The organism is Allobosea sp. GW821-FHT09G06 (assembly GCF_059416005.1).
In genome coordinates this window covers 692,644-715,160 of the sequence record NZ_JBWKOI010000002.1, presented here as the reverse complement: position 1 = coordinate 715,160, position 22,517 = coordinate 692,644, and the positions used below count along the sequence as shown (strand labels likewise).

The following is a 22,517-nucleotide window of genomic DNA, read 5'->3' as shown; positions in this document are numbered from 1 at the left end:
AACTCCGTCAGGCGGTGCCGGTTCGCTGGACCGGCGCGAAGCTTCGCTGGCCTGCCAACGTCGATCCGGACACGAAGCAGCTAGCGCAAGGCTGCGTCCAGAGTGGGACGGTTTTGCCGCGCTGCAAAGAGGGGACAGCGCAGGGCCGGTCCCCTCGCCGTTCAGCCCGCTCGCCGGAAACCTGCGCTCGCGGTCAGCAATTGCTGGGCATAGGCCGTCTGCGGCTGGCGCGCGGCCAGCGTCTCGACCGTCATCTCCTCGACCGCACGGCCGAACTGCATGACCAGCAGGCGCTCGCACATGTGGCCTACGACCGAGAGGTCGTGGCTGACGAGGATATAGGTGAGCTTCCGCTCCTGCCTGAGCGCCGCAAGCAGGTTCAGCACCTCCGCCTGGATCGAGACGTCGAGCGCCGAGGTCGGCTCGTCGAGCAGCAGGATCGAGGGTTCGAGCACGAGGGCTCGCGCGATCGCGACGCGCTGGCGCTGACCGCCCGAGAGCTGGTGCGGATAGCGGAAGCGGAACGAGGCCGGCAGGCCGACATCGGAGAGCGCCTTGCCGATGCGGGCCTCGGCATTGTCGAGGCCGTGGATCGCGAGCGGCTCGGCCAGCGTGTCGTCGACCGTCTTCTTGGGGTGCAGCGAACCATAGGGGTCCTGGAAGACCATCTGGACGTTGCGATAGAAGACCTTGTCGCGAACCTTGGGCTGCTCCGTGCCCTCGATCGTGACGATGCCGCTCCATTCCCGGTTGAGGCCGGAGAGCACGCGCAGCACGGTCGACTTGCCCGAGCCGGACTCGCCGACGAGGCCGTAGCTCTCGCCTTTGCGGACCTCGAAGGAGAGATCCTTCACGACATGGGAGTCGCCGAAGGAGACGTTGAGCTTATCGACGGAGATCGCTGCGTTCGTCATGCCAGCCACGCCGGGTCACGGTTGAGGGTGGCGAGCTTCGCCCGGGGATGGTCGAGGTCCGGCAGGCATTCGAGCAGGCCGAGCGTATAGGGATGGCGGCGGCTGCGCGCGGCCTCATCGGCAAGCTCAGCCGCCGGCAGCGTCTCCATGACCTTGCCGCCATACATCACGATGACGCGGTCGCAGAAGGACTGCACCAGATGCAGGTCGTGGCTGATGAAGATCAGCCCCATCCCGCGCTCGGTGACGAGATCGTCGAGGATCTTGAGGATCTGGAGCTGGACGGTAACGTCGAGAGCCGAGGTCGGCTCGTCGGCGATCAGGACTTCGGGCTCGGCGATCAGCATCATCGCGATCATGACGCGCTGGCCCATGCCGCCCGAGACCTCGTGCGGGTAGAGGTCGTAGACGCGGGCGGGCTCGCGGATCTGCACCTGCTCCAACATGGCGAGGCTGCGCTCGCGCGCCTCCCGCGAGCCGGCCTTGCGGTGGATGCGATAGGCCTCGGCGATCTGGCTGCCGACGGTCTCGACCGGATTCAACGAGAATTTCGGGTCCTGCATCACCATCGAGATATGGCGGCCGCGGAGCTTGCGGCGTGCGCCCTTGTCCATCGCCGTCAGGTCCTGACCACGGAAGCGCATGCGGTCGGCGCTGACGACGCCCGGATGCGGGATCAGGTCGAGGATGGCGCGGCCGGTCATCGACTTGCCCGAGCCGGACTCGCCGACGATGCCAAGCCGCTCGCGGCCGAGCGTGAAGGAGAGGCCGCGCACGGCCCGGACGATGCCGGTCGGGGTGTGGAAGTCGACCTTGAGATTGTCGACTTCGAGAAGGGGCTGCTCGCTCGTCATCGGCTTACCTCGCATCCATGACGTCGCGGAGCCCGTCGCCGAGCAGATTGAAGCCGAGCGCGACGATGCAGATCGCGATGCCCGGGAAGGTCGCGACCCACCACTGGTCGAAGATCTGCTCGCGGCCGGCCGAGATCATCGCGCCCCATTCCGGCATCGGCGGCTGCGCGCCCAGGCCGAGGAAGCCGAGGCCGGCGGCGGTCAGGATAATGCCGGCCATGTCGAAGGTGGTGCGCACGATCAGCGAGGACATGCACATCGGCACGACATGCTTCCAGATGATGCGGGCCTGCGAGGCGCCCTGCAGGCGCATCGCAGCGATGTAATCCTGGTTGCGGATCACCATAGTCTCGGCGCGGGCGACGCGGGCATAAGGCGGCCAGGTCGTGATCGCGATGGCGATGATGGCGTTGACGATGCCGGGGCCGAGCGCCGCGACGAAGGCCAGCGCCAGCACGAGGCGCGGAAAGGCCAGGAAGACGTCGGTGATGCGCATCAGCAGACGGTCGACCCAGCCGCCGTAATAGCCGGAGATCGCGCCGATCAGCAGCCCGAAGGGACCGACCGTGACGACGACCAGCAGCACGATGACCAGCGTGATCCGCGTGCCGTAGACGATTCGGCTGAAGATGTCGCGGCCGAGCGCATCGGTGCCGAACCAGTTGGTCGCAGACGGCGGCAGGAGCCGCTTGTCGAGCGCCTGCGCGAGCGGATCGAAAGGCGCGATCAGGGGCGCGAAGGCGGCGATCAGCAAGAGCAGGACGATGATGGCGAGGCCCGCCACCGCCATCGGGTTGCGCTTGAAGGCGAGCCATTGCCGGTAGAGCTGGCCGAGACGGGCCTGGCGGCGCGACTCAGGCGAGTCGCTGATCAGCCAGGCATGCAGGCCGGTGGAGGAGGTATCGCTCATGGGTCCGCCTCCTCAGCGCACGCGCGGATCGGCCAGACGGCCGATGATGTCGGTCAGGAGATTGACCGCGATGAAGACGACGCCGACCACCAGCGTGCCGCCGAGCACGGCGTTCATGTCGGCGTTGAGCAGGGCGTTGGTGAGATAGCGGCCGAGGCCCGGCCAGGCGAAGATCGTCTCGGTCAGCACCGAGCCCTCCAGCAGATGCATGTAGGAGAGCGCGATCACGGTGAAGAGCGGCACGGCGGCGTTGCGCAGCGCGTGGCGCCAGATCACGGCCGTCTCGGAGACGCCCTTCACGCGGGCGGCGATGACGTATTGCTGCTGCAGCTCGGTGATCATGAAGCTGCGCGTCATGCGGCTGATATAGGCGACGGAGAGCAGGCCGAGCACCAAAGCCGGCAGGATCAGATGCGAGAAGGCATCCCAGAACGCCTCCCATTCGCCCTCCAGCGCCGCGTCGATCATGATGACGCCGGTGCGGGTGGTGACGATGTCCTGCCAGACCACCGAGATGCGGCCCGGGCCGGAGACCCAGCCGAGCTTGGCGTAGAACAGCAGCAGCGCCATCAGGCCGATCCAGAAGACCGGGACGGAATAGCCGACGAGGCCGACGACGCGGGCGACCTGATCCTGCCAGCGGCCCTGGTTGACGGCGGCGAGGATGCCGAGCGGCACGCCGATGAGGACGCCGATCAGCGTGCCGAGCGTGGCCAGCTCCAGCGTCGCGGGGAAGACGCGCTTGATATCCTCGGTGACCGGGTTCGAGGTCAGCACGGAGGTGCCGAGATTCCCGGTGAAGACCTTGCCGATATAGATGGCGAATTGCTGCCAGAGCGGCTTGTCGAGGCCGAGCTCGATGCGCGCCGCCTCATAGGTCTCGGGCTTGGCGTTGTCGCCGACGACGGCGAGCACCGGGTCGATCGGGATGACGCGGGCGATGAAGAAGGTGACCAGCAGCAGGCCGAACATGGTGATGACCACGGTCGTCAGCTCGCGCGAGAGCGCGCGGCTCCAGCGCCGCAGCCTGCCCGGCGCGGCGGCCTTGCCTGTGGGAGCTTGCGTCACGGCTGTCATGACCCGCCTCCATTTCCAGTGTTTTTCGTCGGAGCGCCGGGAATGGCTGCAGGCGTTTCGCGCTGCGCCAGAATCCAGGCCATGTCCGGGATGAGCATGAAAGGAAGCCCGCCGCGACCTTTCGGGATCGCGGCGGGCTCCTGAGCCGGAAGGCTCAGTTCTTGACGATGGTGGCGTAGCGGTTGGTGTCCGAGCTCGGTCCGATGACCCAGCCGTTCACGTTCTTGCGCTCGGCCGAGACCTCGATCTGCTGGAACATGATGACGAAGGGCGAGACCTTCTGGTGGTCGCGCTGCAGACCCTCATAGGTGGTCTTGCGCTTGCTCGCATCGGCTTCCAGCACGGCGCTCTGGGTGACCTTGGTCATGTCCGGAATGTTCCAGGCATTGCGCCAGGCCAGCGTCTTCGACTTCGCTTCCTCGCCATTGTCCTCGTTGATGGCGAAGGTTTCGGCATTGGTGTGCGGGTCGAGATAGTCCGGGCCCCACTGGCCGATATAGATGTCGTGGGTGCGGGCGCGGTACTTGGTCAGGGTCTGCTTGCCGTCGCCGGGGATGATCTCCAGCTTGACGCCGGCCTGGGCCCAGGTCGCCTGGATCGCCTGCGCGATATCAGTGATCGGCGAGATCGAGCGGGTGTCCATGGTGACGGTGAAGCCGTTGCTGAGGCCGGCCTTGGCGAGCAGCTCCTTCGCCTTGGCGACGTTGAGCTGGTAGGGCTTGTCCGAGATCGCGCCAAGGAAGCCCTGCGGCAGGAAGGACTCGTGGCCCTTGTAGGTGCCTTCGAGGATGTTCTTCTCGATCGAGGCGTAATCGACTAGGAGCTTCAGCGCCTCGCGGACCTCGGGCTTCGCCAGGTTCGGGTTCTTCTGGTTCAGGCCGAGATAGAGGATGTAGCCCTTGTCGCCCTGGACGATCTTGAGCGCGTCGTTGCCCTTGACCGCCGTGAGCTGGTCCTTGGAGAGGTTGCGGGCGATATCGACGTCACCCTTCTCGACGAGGAGGCGCTGCGAGGCCGGCTCGGCGACATGGCGCACGACGATGCGCTTGCTCTTCGGCGCGCCCCTGTACCAGCTCTCGTTGGCGTCGAGCGTGTACTGCTCGTTCGGGCGATAGCTGCGGACCTTGTAGGCGCCGGAGCCGGCCGAGTTCAGCTTCAGCCAGCCATTGCCCCAGTCGCCGTCCTTCTCGTTGGCCTTGACCAGCTTCGAGTCGACGATGGCGGCGACGCCGGAGGTCAGGCAGTTATAGAAGAAGGTCGGGGCGTAGGGCTTCGAGACCGTGATCTGAATGGTGTTCTCGTCGACGGCCTTGACCTTGTCGAGCACGTTCTCGGCGACGAAGCCGAACTGGCGCAGGATGAAGCCCGGCGACTTGTTGAGCGTGACCGCCCGCTGGAAGGAATAGACCACGTCGGCGGCCGTTACCGGGTTGCCCGAGTGGAACTTGACGCCTTTGCGCAGCTTGAAGGTGTAGGTCAGGTTGTCGGGGCTGACGCTCCAGCTCTCGGCGAGATCCGGAATCAGCTCGTTATTCTTGGAAATGTCGATGTTGATCAGCTTGTCGTAGACATTCGCGCCGACTTCGACGCCCGAGAACTCGAAAGCCTCGGCCGGATCGAGCGTGATGATGTCGTCGATCTGCTTGGCCATCACGACGGTGTCCTTCGGCGTCTGCGCGAAGGCCGTCGTCGACATCAGGGCGGCAAAGGCCGAAACCGCCATCAATTTGGCTACGTGACGCATCGGATTCCCCATCATTCGTGTTGCGCGGGCGATGGCCGCCCGTTGGGCGCTATCTGCAACCAGTCCATCGCGACTGTCCAGTCAACGAACGGCGATGCAACGGGCGGAACGGCGCATTTTGCACATCTGTTGAGCAGGGATGCCGGGCAGTCGCGCCATACCGTCCTGAGATTGCCTTGCGCATGCCGGCCGCCTCGCTAACCTGACGTTGCAGGCGGCTATCGCCTCAGACTAGGGGGCGAAACTTGGCCATCATCGCCGCGCTGAACCATGTCACGCATTACCGCTACGACCGGCCGGTCACGCTGGGGCCGCAGATCGTGCGCCTGCGGCCGGCGCCGCATTGCCGGGCCGGGATCGAAAGCTACTCGCTGAAGGTGACGCCGGCGCAGCATTTCGTGAACTGGCAGCAGGACCCGGCCGGCAACTGGCTGGCGCGCTATGTCTTCCCGGAACCGGTGATGGAGTTCCGGATCGAGGTCGACGTCGTCACCGAATTGTCGATCATCAACCCGTTCGACTTCTTCGTCGAGGCGCAGGCCGAGACCTTCCCCTTCGCCTATACGCAAGAGCAGACCGAGGAGCTCGCGCCCTATCTGGTGAAGGAACCCGCAGGGCCGCTGCTCTCGGCCTTCCTCGCCGAACTGCCGCGCGAGCCGATGAACACGGTCAATTTCATCGTCGACCTCAATGCCCGCCTACAGCAGCGCATTGCCTACGGCATACGCATGGAGCCCGGCGTGCAGGAGCCGGAGCATACGCTGTCGATCGGGTCCGGCTCCTGCCGCGACACGAGCTGGCTGCTGGTCCAGGCGCTCCGGCATCTCGGCCTCGCGGCGCGCTTCGTCTCCGGCTACCTGATCCAGATGAAGGCGGATATCGATCCGCTCGAAGGCCCGCGCGGGACCGACAAGGACTTCACCGACCTGCATGCCTGGGCCGAGGTCTACATTCCCGGCGCGGGCTGGGTCGGGCTCGACCCGACCTCCGGCCTGCTCACCGGTGAGGGCCACCTGCCGCTGGCGGCGACGGCGCATTATCGCGCGGCCGCGCCGGTCTCGGGTGTGGCGAGCTATGCCGAGACGACCTTCGACTTCCAGATGAGTGTGACGCGCGTGCATGAGGTGCCGCGCATCACCCTGCCCTTCTCCGATGCGTCATGGGGTGAACTCGATGCGCTCGGCGGCAAGGTCGAGGCCGACCTGCAGGCGCAGGATGTCCGCCTCACCATGGGCGGCGAGCCGACCTTCGTCTCGATCGACGACCAGACCGGCGCGGAATGGAACATCGCCGCTGTCGGGCCGACCAAGCGCCAGCGTGCCGATACGCTGATCCGGCGCCTGCGCCAGCGTTTCGCGCCGGGCGGGATGCTGCATTACGGCCAGGGCAAATGGTATCCGGGCGAAACCCTGCCGCGCTGGGCCTTCGCCTTGTATTGGCGCCGCGACGGCGAGCCGATCTGGCGCAATGCCGACCTCATCGCCCGCGAGCCGGAGGCGCAGACCGGTGGCGACCGCGAGCTTGAGGTCGCGGCGACCATCCGCGATGCCGAGGCCTTGGCGCAAGGGCTCTCCGAGAAGCTCGGGCTCGGCGCCGATTACGTGATGCCGGCCTATGAGGATACCGGCGTCTGGCTGCTCAAGGAGGCGCAGCTTCCCGACAATGTCGACCCGCTCGATTCGCGCCTCTCCGATCCGGAGGAGCGCTCGCGGATGGCGCGCGTCTTCGAGCTCGGCCTCGGCAATCCGCGCGGCTATGTCATCCCGGTGCAGCGCTGGCAGGCCGGTGCGAGCGACCGCCGCTGGCGCTCGGAGAAATGGAAGCTGCGCCGTGGCAAGCTCTTCCTCGTGCCGGGCGACTCGCCGGTCGGCTACCGTTTGCCGCTGGGCTCGCTGCCGGTCGTGCCCAAGGCCGAATACCCACATATTCATCCGCAGGACCCGATGGAGCCACGCCCGCCGCTGGCGGCAGGTGGGCCGGCCGGGGCAAGCTGGACCGACCATCCCGAGGCGCGGCCGACAGAGCCAGCCTCCACGGAGGAGCGGCCCGGCCCGGCTCAGATGAGCATCGGGGCATCTGCCGCGGCAGGGCCGGTCCAGGACCGGCGCGAGCAGGAGATCGGCGGCGATCATGTCCGCACGGCGCTCAGCCTCGAAATTCGCGACAACGTGCTCTGCATCTTCCTGCCGCCGGTCGAACGGCTGGAGGATTATCTCGACCTCGTCGCCTCGGTCGAGGCGGTGGCGGAGGAACTCGGCCAGCCCGTGCATATCGAGGGCTATGCGCCGCCCTTCGATCCCCGCCTCGACGTGATCAAGGTCACGCCCGATCCCGGCGTGATCGAGGTCAATATCCACCCGGCGACGGACTGGCGCGAGGCTGCAGCGATCACCCAGGGCGTCTACGAGGAGGCGCGGCTGGCCCGGCTCTGCGCCGAGAAGTTCATGGTCGACGGCCGCCATACCGGCACGGGCGGCGGCAACCATGTCGTGCTCGGCGGCGTGACGCCGGCCGACTCGCCCTTCCTGCGCCGGCCGGACCTGCTCAAGAGCATCATCCTCTACTGGAACCGGCATCCGTCGCTGTCCTACCTGTTCTCCGGGCTGTTCATCGGCCCAACCAGCCAGGCGCCGCGCATCGACGAAGCCCGGCAGGATGGGCTCTACGAGCTGGAGATCGCGCTGGCGCAGGTGCCCAAGCCCGGCGAGGCGCCGATCCCGCTCTGGCTGGTCGACCGGCTATTCCGCAACCTCCTGGTCGACGTCTCCGGCAACACGCATCGCACCGAGATCTGCATCGACAAGCTCTATTCGCCTGATGGGCCGACCGGGCGGCTCGGGCTCGTCGAGTTCCGCGGCTTCGAGATGCCGCCGGATTCGCGGATGTCGCTCGCCCAGCAATTGCTGCTGCGCGCGCTGATCGCCTGGTTCTGGCGCGAGCCGCTGGAGGGCAAGCTGGTCCGGTGGGGCACCGCCCTGCATGACCGCTTCATGCTGCCGGAGATGGTCTGGCAGGACTTCAAGGACGTCCTCAGTGACCTCCAGCGCGCCGGCTACGCCTTCGATCCCGTCTGGTTCGAGGCGCAGGCCGAGTTCCGCTTCCCGTTCTTCGGCAAGGTCGCGCATGGCGGCGTCGAGATCGAGATCCGGCAGGCTCTCGAACCCTGGCATGTCATGGGCGAGGAAGGCGCGATCGGCGGCACGGTGCGCTATGTCGATTCCTCGATCGAGCGCTTGCAGGTCAAGGCGACCGGGCTGGTGCCTGGCCGCCACCTGATAACCTGCAACGGCCGGCGCCTGCCGATGACACAGACCGGCGTCTCGGGAGAGTCCGTCGCGGCCGTGCGCTTCAAGGCCTGGCAGCCGGCGTCCGGCCTGCATCCGACGATCCCCGTGCATGCGCCCCTGACCTTCGACATCGTCGATCTCTGGTCCGGCCGCTCGCTCGGCGGTTGCGTCTACCACGTCGCCCATCCCGGGGGTCGCAATTACGAGACACCCCCGGTCAATTCCTACGAGGCGGAGGCGAGACGGCTCGCACGTTTCGAGGCGATCGGTCATAGTCCCGGCCCTCTGGCGATTCCGCCGGAGGAACGCAGCGCCGAATTCCCGCTCACGCTGGATCTGAGGCGCCCGACAGGGATCTGACGCGAAGCATGTCGGTGCAGGGCCGCACCCGATCGGGACGCAGCAAGGCCGAGCGGCGTGCATCGCTGCTCGCCGGCTATCGCCCGCTGCCGGGCGTCTTCGATGAGTTCATCGACGAGAACGGCGACGTGCGCCCGCATTGGGAGCCGTTCCTGTCGGGATGGTGCGCGCTGTCGCCCTCCGAGCTGACCCAGCGCTTCGGGCTCGCCGACCGGCATGTCCGCGATACCGGCGTCTCCTATCGCGTCCATGGCGATATCGACGAGCGCGACCCCGGCGTCGGCGAACGGGCCTGGCCGCTCTCGCATGTGCCGCTCGTCATTCCCGAGGCGGAATGGCAGGTCATCGCGGCCGGCGTGACGCAGCGCGCCGAGCTGCTCTCGACCGTGCTCGACGACATCTACGGGCCGGGCGAGCTGATCGCGGAGGGCCATCTGCCGGCCGCCGTCGTCACCGGCAGCCCCGATTACCTGCGCCCGCTGCACGGGATTGCCGGGGGCGGCACGCTGCAGCTCTATGCCGCCGATCTCGGACGTGGCCCGGATGGGCGCTGGTGGGTGCTGCAGGATCGGACGCAGGCCCCGTCCGGCACCGGCTATGCGCTGGAGAACCGGCTGGCACTGGCCCGCGCCTTCCCCGACATGTTCCGCAGCATGAACATCGAGCGGCTGGCGGCCTTCTTCCAGAGCTTCCGCGCGGGTCTGGTCACACGCTCGAAGCGGGTCGAGCCGCGCATCGCCCTGCTGACGCCCGGCCCACTCAACGAAAGCTATTTCGAGCAGGCCTATCTCGCGCGCTATCTCGGTTTCCTGCTCGTCGAGGGCGGCGACCTCCTGATGCGCGAAGGCCGGGTGCATGTGCGCACCATCGCCGGCCTGAAGCGCGCCGACGTGATCTGGCGGCGCATCGACGGCGATTTCGCCGATCCGCTGGAGCTCAATTCCGGCTCGGCGCTCGGCGTCGCCGGGCTGGTCGAGGCTGTCCGGCAGGGGCAGGTCCATGTCGCCAACGGGCTCGGCTCCGGGGTCGTCGAGGCGCACGCCCTGATGGGTTTCCTGCCGGCACTTGCCCGGCACGTGCTCGGACAGGACCTGATCCTGCCGAATATCGCGACCTGGTGGTGCGGACAGCCGCAGGAACGCCAGACCGTGCTCGACCGGCTCGGCGAGATGAGCATCGCGCCGGCCTTCCGTGGCGCCGGCAATGGCATCGACACGACTCAGGTCGTCGCCGGGGAGTTGCCGGAGGCAGAACGCGCGGCCCTGCGTCAGCGCATCGAAGCGCGCGGCATGGACTATGTCGGGCAGGAGGTCGTCAGGCTTTCGACCATGCCGGTTTTCCAGAACGGCCGGCTCGAGCCGCATCCGATGACGCTGCGCGTCTTCGCCGCCGCGACGCCCGAGGGCTGGAAAGTCATGCCCGGCGGTTTCTGCCGCATTTCCGACGAGCCCGACGCACGGGCGGTCAGCATGCGAAACGGCGTGCGCTCCAGCGATGTCTGGGTCACCTCGGAGGAGCCGGTCGCGCAGGTCAGCCTGCTGCCGACGCCGGACCGGATCAGCATCCGCCGCGTCACCGGCACCCTGCCGAGCCGTGCCGCCGACAACCTGTTCTGGCTCGGGCGCTACCTGGAGCGCGGCGAGGCGATCCTGCGGCTGGTACGCGCGCTGCTTGGCCGCCTGATCGATCCGGACCCGGCGCCGGGGCGCAACGACGCCGTGCGCCAGCTTGCCGGCATGCTGGTCGCCTGGGGCGCGGCTCCGGGAGGACAGGAGAAGCGGACGCCGGCGGCACAGGCCTATGCCGCGCTCTACAGCCTCGACGATTACGGCTCGGCCGCTGCCTCGCTGCGCGAAGCCCGGCGCACCGCCTCGGTCATCCGCGAGCGCCTTTCCGTCGATGCCTGGCGCCTGTTCGGCGACCTCCAGCACCAGCTCGCCCCGGAGGATGGGCGCAAGCCGAGCGAGGGCGAGGCCTATGAGATCGCCGACCGCGCGCTGAAATCGCTCGCCGCCTTCTCCGGCCTCGGCCAGGAGAACATGGTGCGCGGCAATGGCTGGCGTTTCCTCGATATCGGCCGGCGCCTGGAGCGGGGCATCGCGACCTGTCGCTTCGCCCGGCAACTCGCCGACAGCAACGCCTCCAGCGACAACCTCGACGCCCTGCTCGACCTGACGGATTCGCAGATCACCTACCGCTCGCGCTACCTGCTCGGCGCCAGCCTGCAGCCGGTGCTCGATCTCGTCATGCTCGACCCCTACAACCCGCGCTCCGTCGCCTTCCAGGTCGAGCGGCTCGACACCGAGATCGCCAACCTGCCGACGCTGACCGATGACGGCATGCTGGAGGCGCCGCGCCGGCTGGTGCTGCGGCTCGCGGCCGATTGCCGGACGATGGAGGCGAGCCGGCTCGACCGGACCAGCATCCTGCTGTTCGAACAGTTGCTGATGGGGCTCTCGGGCGCGATCGCCGACCGCTATTTCCTGCAGAACAGCGGCCCCGAAGGCTCGCGGATGACGAGCATCGCGTGATTTACGAGCTGCGCCACGTCACCACCTACGGCTATAGCCGGCCGGTGCCCTTTTCCCGCTGCATCCTGCGCTTGCTGCCGCGCGACGGGGCGGGCCAGCGCGTGCTGAAGAGCGAATTGCTGATCACGCCGCGCCCGGCCGAGCGTAATGACGGGCTCTGCTTCTTCGGCAACCACATGACCACGATCACCATCACCAAGCCGCATCGCGAGCTCAAGCTCGAGATGCGGGCGCGGATCGAGGTCGACCGGCCGCCGCCGCCCCATGCCGGGCTGACGCGGAACTGGGAGGATGTCGCGGCGCTGGCGCTCGATTCCCGGAGCCTCCAGCCGGATTCGCCAGCGCATCACCTCTATCCGAGCCGGCTCGTGCCGCATGTTCCTGCCGTGATCGACTATGCGCGGACGAGCTTCGACGCCGGCCACCCCGTGCTGGAAGCGGCCTGCGACCTGATGGCCCGGATCAGGCGTGACTTCACCTACGATCCTGAGGCGACTGAGGTGACGACGCCGCTGGCCGAGGCTTTCGACCAGCGCCACGGCGTCTGCCAGGATTTCGCGCATATCATGATCGCTGGTCTCAGGGGGCTCGGCCTGCCCGCCGCCTATGTCTCCGGCTATATCCGCACCATCCCGCCGCCCGGCCAGAAGCGGCTCGAAGGCGCCGATGCCAGCCATGCCTGGGCGATGCTGTGGTGCGGCCCCGAGATCGGCTGGGTCGGGCTCGACCCGACCAATGACCTGATCGTCGCGGACGACCATATCGTCACCGCCTTCGGCCGCGACTATGCCGATGTCGCCCCGCTCGACGGCGTGGTGATCGGGCCGGGCACGCAGAAAGTCGGCGTCGCCGTCGACGTGGTGCCGGTCGGCTAAGCCTTCAGGCCGCCGCCTCCGCCGCTTGGGGCTGTGGCGAGCGGGCATGCGCCTCGCCCCAGTTCTTCAGCGCCATGATCACAGGCTCCAGCGTCCGCCCCTTGGCCGAGAGACTGTACTCGACGCGTGGCGGCACCTCGGGATAGACGACGCGCACGATCAGGCCGTCGGCCTCCAGCTCGCGCAACTGCGTGGTCAGCATGCGCTGGGTTACGCCCGGAATGCGCCGGCGGATCTCGTTGAAGCGCAAGGTCCCGCCCATCAGGTGATAGAGCGCGATGCCCTTCCACTTGCCGCCGATCAGGCCGAGCGCCGCCTCGACGGGGCAGCCGGCCGAGCAATAAGGCTCCTGGAAGCGCGGCGGCATGACGGTATCCTTTTCGACACTATAGGCTGAAATTGTGCGTTCTTGCGTGTCTTGAAGGTTATGCGCATCTCGGCTGCATCGCAATGCAGGAGAGCCGCCATGCGCGCCGTCGGATACCGCCAGTCGCAACCCATCACCGCCGAGACCAGCCTGATCGATCTCGACCTGCCCGAGCCGAAGGCCACCGGACGCGACCTGCTGGTCGAGGTCAAGGCGGTCTCGGTCAACCCGGTCGATACCAAGATCCGGGTCCGCAGCCAGCCGGCCGAAGGCCAGACGAGCGTCCTCGGCTGGGATGCGGCCGGAATCGTCAAGGCGGTGGGGCCGGAGGTGACCGGGTTCAAGCCGGGCGATGCCGTCTTTTATGCCGGGGCCATCGACCGGCCGGGCTCGAATGCGGAATTCCATCTCGTCGACGAGCGCATCGTCGGCCCCAAGCCTAAGAGCCTCGGCTTCGCGGAAGCCGCCGCCTTGCCGCTGACCGCGATCACCGCTTGGGAAATGCTGTTCGACCGGCTCGACATCCGCAAGCCGGTGCCGGGCGCGGCGCATGCCTTGCTGGTCATCGGCGGCGCGGGCGGCGTCGGCTCGATCGCGATCCAGCTCGCGCGCCAGCTCACCGATGTCACGGTGATCGCCACGGCCTCACGGCCCGAGACCCGCGCCTGGGCGCAGGAACTCGGCGCACACCATGTGATCGACCACACCAAGCCGCTGCCCGCTCAGATCGCGGCGCTCGGCATCGGCGCGCCTGCCTTCGTCTTCTCGACCACGCATACCGACACCCATCTGGAGGGCATCGTCGAACTCATGGCGCCGCAGGGGCGGTTCGGCCTGATCGACGATCCGAAGGTGCTCGACGCCAATCCATTGAAGCGCAAGAGCCTCTCCCTGCATTGGGAGCTGATGTTCACCCGCTCGCTGTTCAAGACCGCCGACATGGGCGAGCAGGGCAAGCTGCTGGCGGAGGTTTCGCGGCTTGTCGACGAAGGCAAGATCCGCACGACGCTGGCCGAGCATTTCGGCGCGATCAACGCCAACAATCTCAAGCGGGCGCATGCGCTGATCGAGAGCAACCGTGCCAAGGGCAAGATCGTGCTGGAAGGCTTCTGAACGAGAAGGGCCGCGCCTTCCGGCGCGGCCCTTCAATTCTGCTCGGTTCCGAACCGATCAGGCCAGCGTGTAGGCCGTCTTGACCGTGGTATAGAACTCCTTGGCGTAGGCGCCCTGCTCGCGCGGACCGTAGCTTGAGCCCTTCCGGCCGCCGAACGGCACGTGATAGTCGACGCCTGCCGTCGGCAGGTTGACCATCACCATGCCGGCCTCGCTGTTGCGCTTGAAATGCGTCGCATGCTTCAGCGAGGTCGTGCAGATGCCCGAGGAGAGGCCGAACTCGGTGTCGTTGGCGACAGCCAGCGCCTCGTCATAATCCTTGACGCGGACGATGTTGGCGACCGGGCCGAAGACCTCCTCGCGCGAGATGCGCATGGCGTTGGTGGTCTCGGTGAAGAGCGCCGGCGCGAGGTAGAAGCCGGGAGTGTCGCGCTTCAAAAGCTCGCCGCCGAAGACCAGCTTGCCGCCCTCGTCCTTGGCGATCTGGATGTATTTCAGGTCCTGGTCGAGCTGGCTCTGGTCCACGACCGGGCCGATATGGGTGCCGGCCTTCAGCGCGTCGTCGACGACGACGGTCTTGAGGCGCTCGATGCAGGCCTCGACGAACTTGTCGTGGATGCCGGCCTGGACGATCAGGCGCGAGGACGCCGTGCAGCGCTGGCCCGTCGAGAAGAAGGCGCCGTTGACGGCGACCTCGACCGCGACCTTCAGGTCGGCATCGTCGAGCACGACGAGCGGATTCTTGCCGCCCATCTCGAGCTGAACCTTCTTCATCGGATTGCCGGAGATGGCGGCGGCAGCGACCTTGCGGCCGGTGCCAACCGAGCCGGTGAAGGAGATCGCGGAGACGTCCTTGTGCTCCAGCAGTGCCTGGCCGACGACCGAGCCGCGGCCCATGACGAGGTTGAGCGCGCCCTTGGGCAGGCCGGCCCGCTGGAGGATGTCGACCAGCGCCCAGGCCGAGCCCGGCACGAGATCGGCCGGCTTCAGCACGACGCAATTGCCCCAGGCGAGTGCCGGAGCGATCTTCCAGGCGGGGATCGCGATCGGGAAGTTCCAGGGCGTGATCATGCCGACGATGCCGACGGCCTCACGGGTGATCTCGACGCCGACGCCGGGACGCACGGACGGAACCATCTCGCCGCCGAGGCGCAGGCACTCACCGGCGAAGAAAGCGAAGACCTGGCCGGCGCGGGTCGCCTCGCCGATGCCCTCGCCAAGGGTCTTGCCCTCTTCGCGCGAAAGCAGGCGGCCGAGCTCGTCCTTGCGGGCGAGGATCTCGTCGGAGGCCTTCTTCAGGATGTCGTAACGCTCCTGCGGAGTGGAGCGGCTCCAGGCCGGGAAGGCAGCCTTGGCGGCGGCGACCGCGTTGTTCAGGTCCTCGACCGAGCCCTGCACGTACTCGCCGACGACGTCATTGGTGTTCGAGGGATTGATGTTGCGCGAGGCATTGGCGCCGCCGGCCCATTCGCCGGCGATCAGGTTCTTGAAGGGCGCGTTCATCTCGTTCTCCCACGACACAGGTTCGTGGTTCGGGTGTTAGCGCCTTTGGGCCGGCAAGGCCAATGCCCTTTGGGCAGCTCGCTCTACTTTGATCGCACCGCGAGCGGTCATCGCAATTGCGAACTTACTTTTCCTTGATCGACAGCCCGTTCTTGCCGACCGAAATCTCGACGCCGTCCGGCTGCTTCTTCTCCTGGTAGAGCGAGAAGCCGGTCACGGCGAGGGCAGCGACGAGGATGAGGACCAGCACGGCCAGGAGATTACGCGATAAGACCATGAAGAGTTCCCGATAATGGCGGCCGGGCCGCGAGCCCTTTCCAAACGCAGGGCCGGCCATGATGTTCCAGAGAGCCGGGAACGATGCCTGCCACGCGGCGTTGGCATGACGCACAGGCTGGTTTCCACGGGGGGCCGGCCGTGACAGGATCGCACCGGCAGGAGGTTGCCATGCCAGACACCGAACTGCAGGAACGCATCTGGGCCGCGCTGGCCGCGCACCCTGTCTATATGGTCTCGCTCGTCGCAGAGGGCGACATCAGGACCCGGCCGATGTCCGGCCAGCTCGACCGCGACCACCATCGCCTGCTCTTCATCACGCACCGTCATACCGGCATCATCGGGGCGGCCCTGCGCTCGCCCTCCGTCAGCGTGGCGATCAGCCATGAGGATCGCAATTTCTACGCGGCGATCTCCTGCTCCGCTTCCGAGGTTCCGGGCCGCGAGACGCTGCGGCAGGTCTGGACGCCGATGGCGAGCGCCTGGTTCCCGAACGGACCCGACGATCCCGACGCGACTTTGCTCGCACTGACGCCGACCTCGGCCGAAATCTGGGACGGGCCGTCGAGCAGCGTGCTCGTCGCGTTCAAGCTGGCGACCGCCAAGATCCTTGGGCGCACGCCCGATCTCGGCGTCAACGCAACGATCGACATGCGCTGAGCTCCGATCGGAATCAGGCTGGGTCGGATTCCGCCATCCTGCGGCCGAGCCAGGCAATCACGACGCTCGACCAGACGACCCCGAGGGCCCAGCCGCCGAGGACATCTGACGGCCAGTGCACGCCGAGATAGATGCGGCTCAGTCCGATCAGGCCGACCATGACCACAGCCATCACCATGCAGAAGCGTGCGATATCCGTCCGCCGCGAGGCAAGGCCGACGAAGCCGGCAATGGTCAATAGCGTTACGGCCGAGAGGAAGGCGTGGCCGCTCGGGAAGCTCGCCGTGAAGGTCAGAGCGGCATGCTCGACGATATCCGGCCGCTCGCGGGCGATCACGATCTTCAGGCCGGTGCTCGCCAGGAAGGCGGCGATGAGGCTCACGACGAGCCCGATCGCGAGATGGCGATAGCCGCAGAGCCAGAGCGCCAGCGTCGCCGTCAGCGCCATGAAGAACAGGCCGATGAAGCTGCCGAGCGCGGTCATGTCGCGCACGGCCTCCTGGAACCAGGCCGGCCCGATCGGGACCGCGGGATTGGCCGCGTCGCGGAACAGCATGATCAGCGTCGTATCGAGGGAGAAGCTGCGCCCGGAGACGATCAGCAGCGCCAACCCGAGGAAGACCAGGGCGGCAGTAGCGGGAACCAGGACACGAGGCTTGGGCAAGAAAGGCGGTCTCCGAGAGGGATCTGGCAGGAGATTAACAGGCGCTGGCGAACGTCGAACAGGCGGCGTTCTGCCGCCCTGACCGGCTCCGTTCAGTGACTGGCGGGGCGTGCCGCGATCACCCGCAGCGCCTTGGGAAGCAGGCCGTAGCTCAGCGGCCCCGCCTTGCGCTCGACCTCCCCGTCGAAGGTGATATGGCCGCGCCGCTTGTCGCGCCGGATCAGCGTCACCGCATCGCCGGTGAAGGAGGTCAGGTTATGCGAGTTCCGCCAGTGGCCCGACACCACCGAGAGCGCCGCCTTGCTGCGCGAATAGAGCCCGCCGGCATTGAGCACATGGACCTCGAAGAGCCCGTCATCGAGCCTCGGGCGGCGCCAGTCCGCACCTTCGAAACGGTTGACCGTGACCAGCACGGCATCCGCCTCGACGATGCGGTGGTCGTCGCCGACGGTGATGTCGAGCGTCACCGGCCGCGTGAACAGGATCGAGCGCGTCGCGGCGACGCCGAAAGCGGCCGCGCGGCTGAAGGGGAAGCGGCGGCGGGCATATTCGCGCTCGCGCGCCATCAGGCTGAAGAAGCCCATGCCGGAGATCGAGTGGAACAGGCGATCGTTGACCCGCCCGACATCCATCTCGACCGGCTCCCCCGCACAGAGCGCCGCAACCTGCTGCTCCAGCGTGCCGAACAGGCCGAGATCGCGGCCGAGCACGTTCACCGTACCCATTGGCAGGATACCGATCGGGCGATCGGCCTGGATCAGGACCGGCAGGGCGCCATTGATCGTGCCGTCACCGCCCGCCAGGACAGGCAGCGCATGCTTGTCCTCGATCGCGAGCGAGAGCGCGTCGTCGATCTCGCGCGGCGGCACGAGCCGCACATCCACGCCGCAGCCATGGTTGGCGAAGGCCGCCTCCAGCCGCGCGGCAAAGGCATCGGCGCCGGCTTCGAGAACCGTTCCGGCGCGGGCATTGACGACGATCGTGTAGCGCATTGTGCTGGGGTAGATGGGTGGCGCTCGACCATGCGCAAGAGCGCTCAGGCCGCGGCAGGACGAGCGTTGAACTGTTCCGGCATCGACGGCATCAGCGGCATCGGCACGTCCTCGACCTCCTCGGTGACGACTTCGAAGCGCTGCAGCGTGTGCGCCCCGAAGGAGCTGATCATCGCGACATCGGTCGCGTCGCGGCCACGCGCGATGACGACGCGGCCGATGCGCTGCTCGTTGTGGCGGGCATCGAAGGTGTACCAGCGTCCGCCGAGGAAGACCTCGAACCAGGCGTTGAAATCCATCGGCGCGGGATTGGCGGGCACGCCGATATCGCCGAGATAGCCGTTGCAGTAGCGCGCCGGGATATTCATGCAGCGGCAGAGTGCCACGGCAAGATGCGCGAAGTCGCGGCAGACGCCGATCCGCTCCTCGAAGGCTTCGGCAGCGGTTCGGGTGTTGCGGGCGAAATGATAGCCGAAGGTCAGGTGATTATGGACGAAGTCGACGATCGCCTGGACGCGCGACCAGCCCGGCTGGACCTGCCCGAACAGGCTCCAGGCCTGATCGTAGAGCTTGTCGGTCTCGCAATAACGGCTGCCGAGCAGGTAGACGAGCGCCGAATCCGGCAGGCGCGAGGGCGAGACCTCGCGGGCGGTGGCGTTGATGACATCCGGCTCGCCGGAATCATGGACGATCCCCTCCGATTCCAGACGGATACCGCCCGGCGGCGCGACCATGCGGCGGCGAATATTGCCGAAGGCGTCAAGATCCTGCGTCGTCGCGATGGCCAGGGACGGATCGGCAAGCGCGGTCACCTTCATCTCGTCCGGCGTCGTCAGATCGTGCCGGCGCGACGGATGCACGTCGAGCAGCGTGATCAAGGGCATGTCATGGGAACAGACCAACTCGATCCGATAGCCGTAGCGGATGCGCATCTCGCCTTCTCCTGATGTGAGGGCCGGACCGCTGCGCAAACTCGCCGCTGCGGATCGTCGGGTGTCGAAATCCCCCGGCGACTAGACGCGCGAATGGGCTCTTCTGTTCCCGCCGGTCGATGAAAAATGGCGCGGAATGCGGATGCTCCCCGAGAGCCCAAAAAAGAAGATGCGGGCCTTTCGGCCCGCATCCCGCCGCCACGACGGTTCGGCTGGGGGGATAGCAACCGCCGCGACCTGCGCTCTGGTCGTTTCGGCGCTTCCCCGAAGCGCCGAAACGATTCAAATCGTCGATCTGTCGCGTTTTCTCGCGAAACCGCCCTGCGGTTACATCATCCAGTAGGGCATCGTGCCGTAGTAGTCGTGGACACGCTTGCCGTAAGCCTTGTCGTCCCAGTCAGGCTCGCCCTCGCTGTCATACATCGGCGCAGCCTCGAGCTGTTCCTTGGTCAGCGGCACGACATAGCCGCCACGCTGCGTGTCGTAGTCGAGCACACTCCACGGGATGGGGTGGTACTTCTCGCCCAGCCCGAGGAAGCCACCGAAGGACATGATCGCGTAGGCGACCTTGCCGGTCAGCTTGTCGAGCATCACGTCATAGATTTCGCCGAGATGATCGCCGGCAGTGTTGTAGACATCGGTTCCGGCGACACGGGCCCCCGCGATGAGCGGGTTGGCGGTCGCAGCAGCAGTCATGGGAATGTCGGTCATCGTCTTCCCCCTTGGTTCACGATGGGATGCCGGAGAGCCTGTCCTCCGGCGGGACTTGCCTTTCCAACCGCCGCTGCCGCGATAGGTTCCGGCGGATCGCTAATTTTCGAGGCCTTGCGGAAGGCCCCGCCCGCTCCTTCGTGCTCCTCTCCCGGCGCACCGTTCTCGCCCTGTCCGGTTAGCCGGCGGGAACCTTAGGCGCCCAACGCTGTTTGGTGCTGCGAGCGACTCGTCATCTCACGGAGGAGGAGAGGTCATGATCATCAAGAAACTTATGCTCGTCGCGGCGCTGGGCGCTGCTCTCGGCGCCTGTACGGCGCGCGAGCAGAATGCCGGCACGGGCGCCCTGATCGGCGCAGGCGCGGGCGCCATCATCGGCGGCGCCGCCACGGGCCGAGCCGGCGGCGCGCTGGCGGGTGCTGCAATCGGCGGCGCGAGCGGCGCGATCATCGGCGGCGCGGCGACGCGTCAAAGCTGCTACGGGCGGGACGAATGGGGCCGCCGCGTGGTCTACGACTGCTGAGGCAGCATCATCCCATCGAAGGCCCGCCCACCGGCGGGCCTTTTCTTTTGCGTGCAGGGCGTGACAGCCTCTGCCCTCAGGCGGCGCCGTACGGGCCGAAGCGCCCGACGAAACGGTGGCGGAAGCCGGGATAGAGGAGCCGCACGGCCGTCACCGGCTGCGACTGGTTCCAAGTCCGGCGCTCGACCAGCAGGCAGGGCTCGCCCTCCGCGATCTCCAGCAAAGCCGCCTGTTCCTCCCCTGCTCCGATCGCGCTGATCGCATGCTCGGCCTGCGACCAGAGGCTGTGCTGCAAGAGCCAGTCGCCCGGCGGCGTCCCAGCGAAGTCTTCATCCGCGAGCCCGCTCATGCCGGCCGCGTGAATGACGCGCTCCTCCAGCACATGCGGCTTGCCGTCGGCGCGATGCAGAACGAGGAGATGCGTGACCTTGTCGGAACGCTTGAGACCGAAGAGTTCGGCCACCTCCGGCGAAGGCCGGCCGTCGGTACGCGCCAGCACCTCATAGTCGTAAGCTTGGCCGAGTTGGCGCACCTCTTCCGGGATCGAGAGGATGTCGAGCATGGCGTGGCTCGCCGGCGGGGTCGCGACAACGGTTCCCGATCGGCGGCGGCGGATGATCAGGCCCTCGCGGGCGAGCTGGACCAACGCGCGATGCACGGTCATGCGCGAGGCGCCGAGCTGCTCCATCAATGCGTGTTCGGGCGGCACGCTGGTGCCCGGCGGCCATTCCCCGCTGACGACGAGATCGCGGATCGCCCGCCGGATCTGGTCATAGACCGGCCCGGCGCCGTCCAGTTTCACCGCGTCGAGCCGGGTTTCCGTCATCGTCGTCCCTGGTTAGTCCGCTGCGAGGAGGCGCCTCATCACGCCGGCAAAGCGGGTGCGCACCGAATCGCGAGCGACATGCCGCCCCTCGGCCACCACCCTCCTGCCACCGACAACGACATCGCGCAAAGGCATGGCATTGGCGGCGAAGATCGCGCTGTCGACAGCCTCGGCGCCGGACCGGCCAACGAGAGCCGGATGATCGGTGTCGAGCGTGATGAAATCGGCGCGGTGGCCGGGCGCGATGGCGCCGATGGCGCGGCCGCAGGCGCGGGCACCACCGGCACAGGCGGCCCGCCAGAGCGCAAGGCCGGTCGAAGCCGTCTCCTCCGCGAAAAGCGCGCGGCGGCGGTCGCGCAGGCGCTGCGAATATTCGAGTTGGCGCAGCTCCGAGCCGGCGTCGATCTGGATGTTGGAATCGCTGCCCACGCCATAGGCGCCGCCGGCCTGGGCATAGCGGATGCCATCGAAGATGCCGTCGCCGAGGCTGGATTCGGTGATCGGGCAGAGCCCCGCTACCGCGCCGCTGCGGGCGATGCCGTCACGCTCCGCATCGGTCAGATGCGTCGCATGGATCAGGCACCAGCGCTTGTCGAGCGGGATCGTGTCCATCAGCAGTTCGACCGGGCGCTTACCGGTGATCTTCAGGCTGGCCTCGACCTCCGGGATCTGCTCGGCGACATGGATATGAACGGGGTCGTTGGGACGCAGCGACGAGACCCAGGCGAGATCGTCGAGCGCGACGGCTCGCAAAGAATGCGGGGCGACGCCGAGCCGCCCGTCCGGCAGGTCGCGGATCGCGGCGGCGCTGCCTTCCAGCAGGCGCTGATAGGCGTCACGCTCGTTGACGAAGCGGCGCTGGCCATGGACCGAGGGCGCCTGGCCGAAATTGCCGAAGCGATAGAGCACCGGGAGCAAAGTGAGGCCGAGCCCGGTTTCCTGCGCGGCGGAGGCGATCGCCTGCCCCATCGTCGCGATATTCGCGTAGGCGCGCCCGTCCTTGTCGTGATGGAGATAGTGGAACTCGGCGAGCGCGGTGAAGCCGCCCTCCAGCATCTCGACGAAGGCCTGTGCCGCAACGGCTTGAACGTCATCGGGATCGAGCCGGTCGAGGAAGCGGTACATCACCTCGCGCCAGGTCCAGAACGAATCCTCCGGCGCGCCGCGGCGCTCGGACAAGCCGGCCATGCCGCGCTGGAAAGCGTGGCTGTGCAGGTTCGGCATGCCCGGCAGCGCGATCCCCGCGAAGCTGCGGACATCTCCCGCCGGCTTCACCCCTGCCTCGACGGAGACGATCGCGCCGTCGGCGACGGTCAGCTTCACATCGCTGGCAAAACCTTCGGGCAGAAGGGCCTCGGCCAGATGCAGGGTCTCGGTCACCGTTTCGCTCCGTCGCTC

Annotated in this window: 20 protein-coding genes; 6 read left to right on the top strand and 14 right to left on the bottom strand. The window is 67.3% G+C overall.

Annotated features, from left to right (window positions below):
- Positions 1 to 161 precede the first annotated feature (161 nt).
- The 5 genes from AC07NY_RS13530 to AC07NY_RS13510 all read right to left on the bottom strand — a co-directional run bounded on the left by AC07NY_RS13530 (position 162) and on the right by AC07NY_RS13510 (position 5,511).
- Positions 162 to 914, bottom strand: a complete 753-nt coding sequence (locus AC07NY_RS13530; protein WP_494584263.1) for an ABC transporter ATP-binding protein — start codon at positions 912 to 914, stop codon at positions 162 to 164.
- A complete protein-coding gene (locus AC07NY_RS13525; protein ID WP_492284343.1) occupies positions 911 to 1,768 on the bottom strand; it encodes an ABC transporter ATP-binding protein in 858 nt (285 codons plus the stop codon). Before AC07NY_RS13525 ends, AC07NY_RS13530 begins: the two co-directional genes overlap by 4 nt.
- 4 nt (positions 1,769 to 1,772) lie before the next feature.
- A complete protein-coding gene (nikC, locus tag AC07NY_RS13520) occupies positions 1,773 to 2,678 on the bottom strand; it encodes a nickel transporter permease (protein WP_494584262.1) in 906 nt (301 codons plus the stop codon).
- Between the two features lie 12 nt (positions 2,679 to 2,690).
- Entirely contained in the window at positions 2,691 to 3,755 is a 1,065-nt protein-coding gene (locus AC07NY_RS13515) for an ABC transporter permease (protein ID WP_494584261.1), read from the bottom strand.
- A gap of 154 nt (positions 3,756 to 3,909) precedes the next feature.
- The gene (locus tag AC07NY_RS13510) at positions 3,910 to 5,511 is read right to left on the bottom strand and encodes an ABC transporter substrate-binding protein (protein ID WP_494584680.1); all 1,602 of its coding nucleotides are present in this window, start codon (positions 5,509 to 5,511) and stop codon (positions 3,910 to 3,912) included.
- Positions 5,512 to 5,744: 233 nt separating this feature from the next.
- Between AC07NY_RS13510 and AC07NY_RS13505 the strand changes: the two genes are divergently transcribed.
- From AC07NY_RS13505 to AC07NY_RS13495, 3 genes are read left to right on the top strand one after another with little or no spacing between them, the layout of a single operon-like run.
- Positions 5,745 to 9,146, top strand: a complete 3,402-nt coding sequence (locus AC07NY_RS13505) for a transglutaminase family protein (RefSeq protein ID WP_494584260.1) — start codon at positions 5,745 to 5,747, stop codon at positions 9,144 to 9,146.
- 8 nt (positions 9,147 to 9,154) lie between these two features.
- The gene (locus tag AC07NY_RS13500; RefSeq protein ID WP_494584259.1) at positions 9,155 to 11,677 is read left to right on the top strand and encodes a circularly permuted type 2 ATP-grasp protein; all 2,523 of its coding nucleotides are present in this window, start codon (positions 9,155 to 9,157) and stop codon (positions 11,675 to 11,677) included.
- On the top strand, positions 11,674 to 12,552 hold the full coding sequence (locus AC07NY_RS13495) for a transglutaminase family protein (protein ID WP_494584258.1): 879 nt from the start codon (positions 11,674 to 11,676) through the stop codon (positions 12,550 to 12,552). The genes AC07NY_RS13500 and AC07NY_RS13495 overlap by 4 nt, the downstream gene beginning before the upstream one ends.
- 4 nt (positions 12,553 to 12,556) lie before the next feature.
- Here the strand turns inward: AC07NY_RS13495 and AC07NY_RS13490 are convergent, their stop codons facing one another.
- Positions 12,557 to 12,919, bottom strand: a complete 363-nt coding sequence (locus AC07NY_RS13490) for a winged helix-turn-helix transcriptional regulator (protein WP_492284349.1) — start codon at positions 12,917 to 12,919, stop codon at positions 12,557 to 12,559.
- 99 nt (positions 12,920 to 13,018) lie between these two features.
- On the opposite strand from AC07NY_RS13490, the gene AC07NY_RS13485 reads away from it, so the two are divergent.
- Positions 13,019 to 14,032, top strand: coding sequence for a zinc-binding alcohol dehydrogenase family protein (locus AC07NY_RS13485; protein WP_494584257.1), 1,014 nt, complete (start codon positions 13,019 to 13,021; stop codon positions 14,030 to 14,032).
- A gap of 57 nt (positions 14,033 to 14,089) precedes the next feature.
- Here AC07NY_RS13485 and AC07NY_RS13480 read toward each other — a convergent pair whose 3' ends face one another.
- Together AC07NY_RS13480 and AC07NY_RS13475 are read right to left on the bottom strand one after the other, a co-directional pair.
- Positions 14,090 to 15,535 (bottom strand): aldehyde dehydrogenase family protein, encoded by a 1,446-nt coding sequence (locus AC07NY_RS13480; protein WP_492284351.1) that lies wholly within the window; start codon positions 15,533 to 15,535, stop codon positions 14,090 to 14,092.
- 124 nt (positions 15,536 to 15,659) lie between these two features.
- The gene (locus tag AC07NY_RS13475; RefSeq protein WP_492284352.1) at positions 15,660 to 15,812 is read right to left on the bottom strand and encodes a hypothetical protein; all 153 of its coding nucleotides are present in this window, start codon (positions 15,810 to 15,812) and stop codon (positions 15,660 to 15,662) included.
- A 170-nt stretch (positions 15,813 to 15,982) separates the two neighbouring features.
- On the opposite strand from AC07NY_RS13475, the gene AC07NY_RS13470 reads away from it, so the two are divergent.
- Complete coding sequence (locus tag AC07NY_RS13470; protein ID WP_377846078.1) at positions 15,983 to 16,471, top strand: pyridoxamine 5'-phosphate oxidase family protein; 489 nt, start codon at positions 15,983 to 15,985, stop codon at positions 16,469 to 16,471.
- Between the two features lie 13 nt (positions 16,472 to 16,484).
- On the opposite strand, the gene AC07NY_RS13465 is transcribed toward AC07NY_RS13470, so the two are convergent.
- The 4 genes from AC07NY_RS13465 to AC07NY_RS13450 form a co-directional block, all read right to left on the bottom strand.
- The gene (locus AC07NY_RS13465) at positions 16,485 to 17,135 is read right to left on the bottom strand and encodes a phosphatase PAP2 family protein (RefSeq protein WP_494584256.1); all 651 of its coding nucleotides are present in this window, start codon (positions 17,133 to 17,135) and stop codon (positions 16,485 to 16,487) included.
- Between the two features lie 92 nt (positions 17,136 to 17,227).
- The gene (locus AC07NY_RS13460) at positions 17,228 to 18,127 is read right to left on the bottom strand and encodes a diacylglycerol/lipid kinase family protein (RefSeq protein WP_494584255.1); all 900 of its coding nucleotides are present in this window, start codon (positions 18,125 to 18,127) and stop codon (positions 17,228 to 17,230) included.
- Positions 18,128 to 18,171: 44 nt separating this feature from the next.
- Positions 18,172 to 19,059, bottom strand: coding sequence for a transglutaminase-like domain-containing protein (locus AC07NY_RS13455; protein WP_494584254.1), 888 nt, complete (start codon positions 19,057 to 19,059; stop codon positions 18,172 to 18,174).
- 327 nt (positions 19,060 to 19,386) lie between these two features.
- Positions 19,387 to 19,770 (bottom strand): PRC-barrel domain-containing protein, encoded by a 384-nt coding sequence (locus AC07NY_RS13450; protein WP_492284356.1) that lies wholly within the window; start codon positions 19,768 to 19,770, stop codon positions 19,387 to 19,389.
- 256 nt (positions 19,771 to 20,026) lie between these two features.
- Here AC07NY_RS13450 and AC07NY_RS13445 point away from each other — a divergent pair, with 256 nt between their 5' ends.
- Complete coding sequence (locus tag AC07NY_RS13445; RefSeq protein WP_492284357.1) at positions 20,027 to 20,293, top strand: YMGG-like glycine zipper-containing protein; 267 nt, start codon at positions 20,027 to 20,029, stop codon at positions 20,291 to 20,293.
- A 76-nt stretch (positions 20,294 to 20,369) separates the two neighbouring features.
- On the opposite strand, the gene hutC is transcribed toward AC07NY_RS13445, so the two are convergent.
- Together hutC and AC07NY_RS13435 are read right to left on the bottom strand one after the other, a co-directional pair.
- Positions 20,370 to 21,119 carry a histidine utilization transcriptional repressor HutC gene (hutC, locus tag AC07NY_RS13440; RefSeq protein ID WP_494584253.1) on the bottom strand — a complete coding sequence of 250 codons (750 nt, stop codon included), beginning with the start codon at positions 21,117 to 21,119 and terminating at the stop codon, positions 20,370 to 20,372.
- 12 nt (positions 21,120 to 21,131) lie between these two features.
- Positions 21,132 to 22,499, bottom strand: a complete 1,368-nt coding sequence (locus AC07NY_RS13435; protein ID WP_494584252.1) for a formimidoylglutamate deiminase — start codon at positions 22,497 to 22,499, stop codon at positions 21,132 to 21,134.
- Between the last annotated feature and the right edge of the window lie 18 nt (positions 22,500 to 22,517).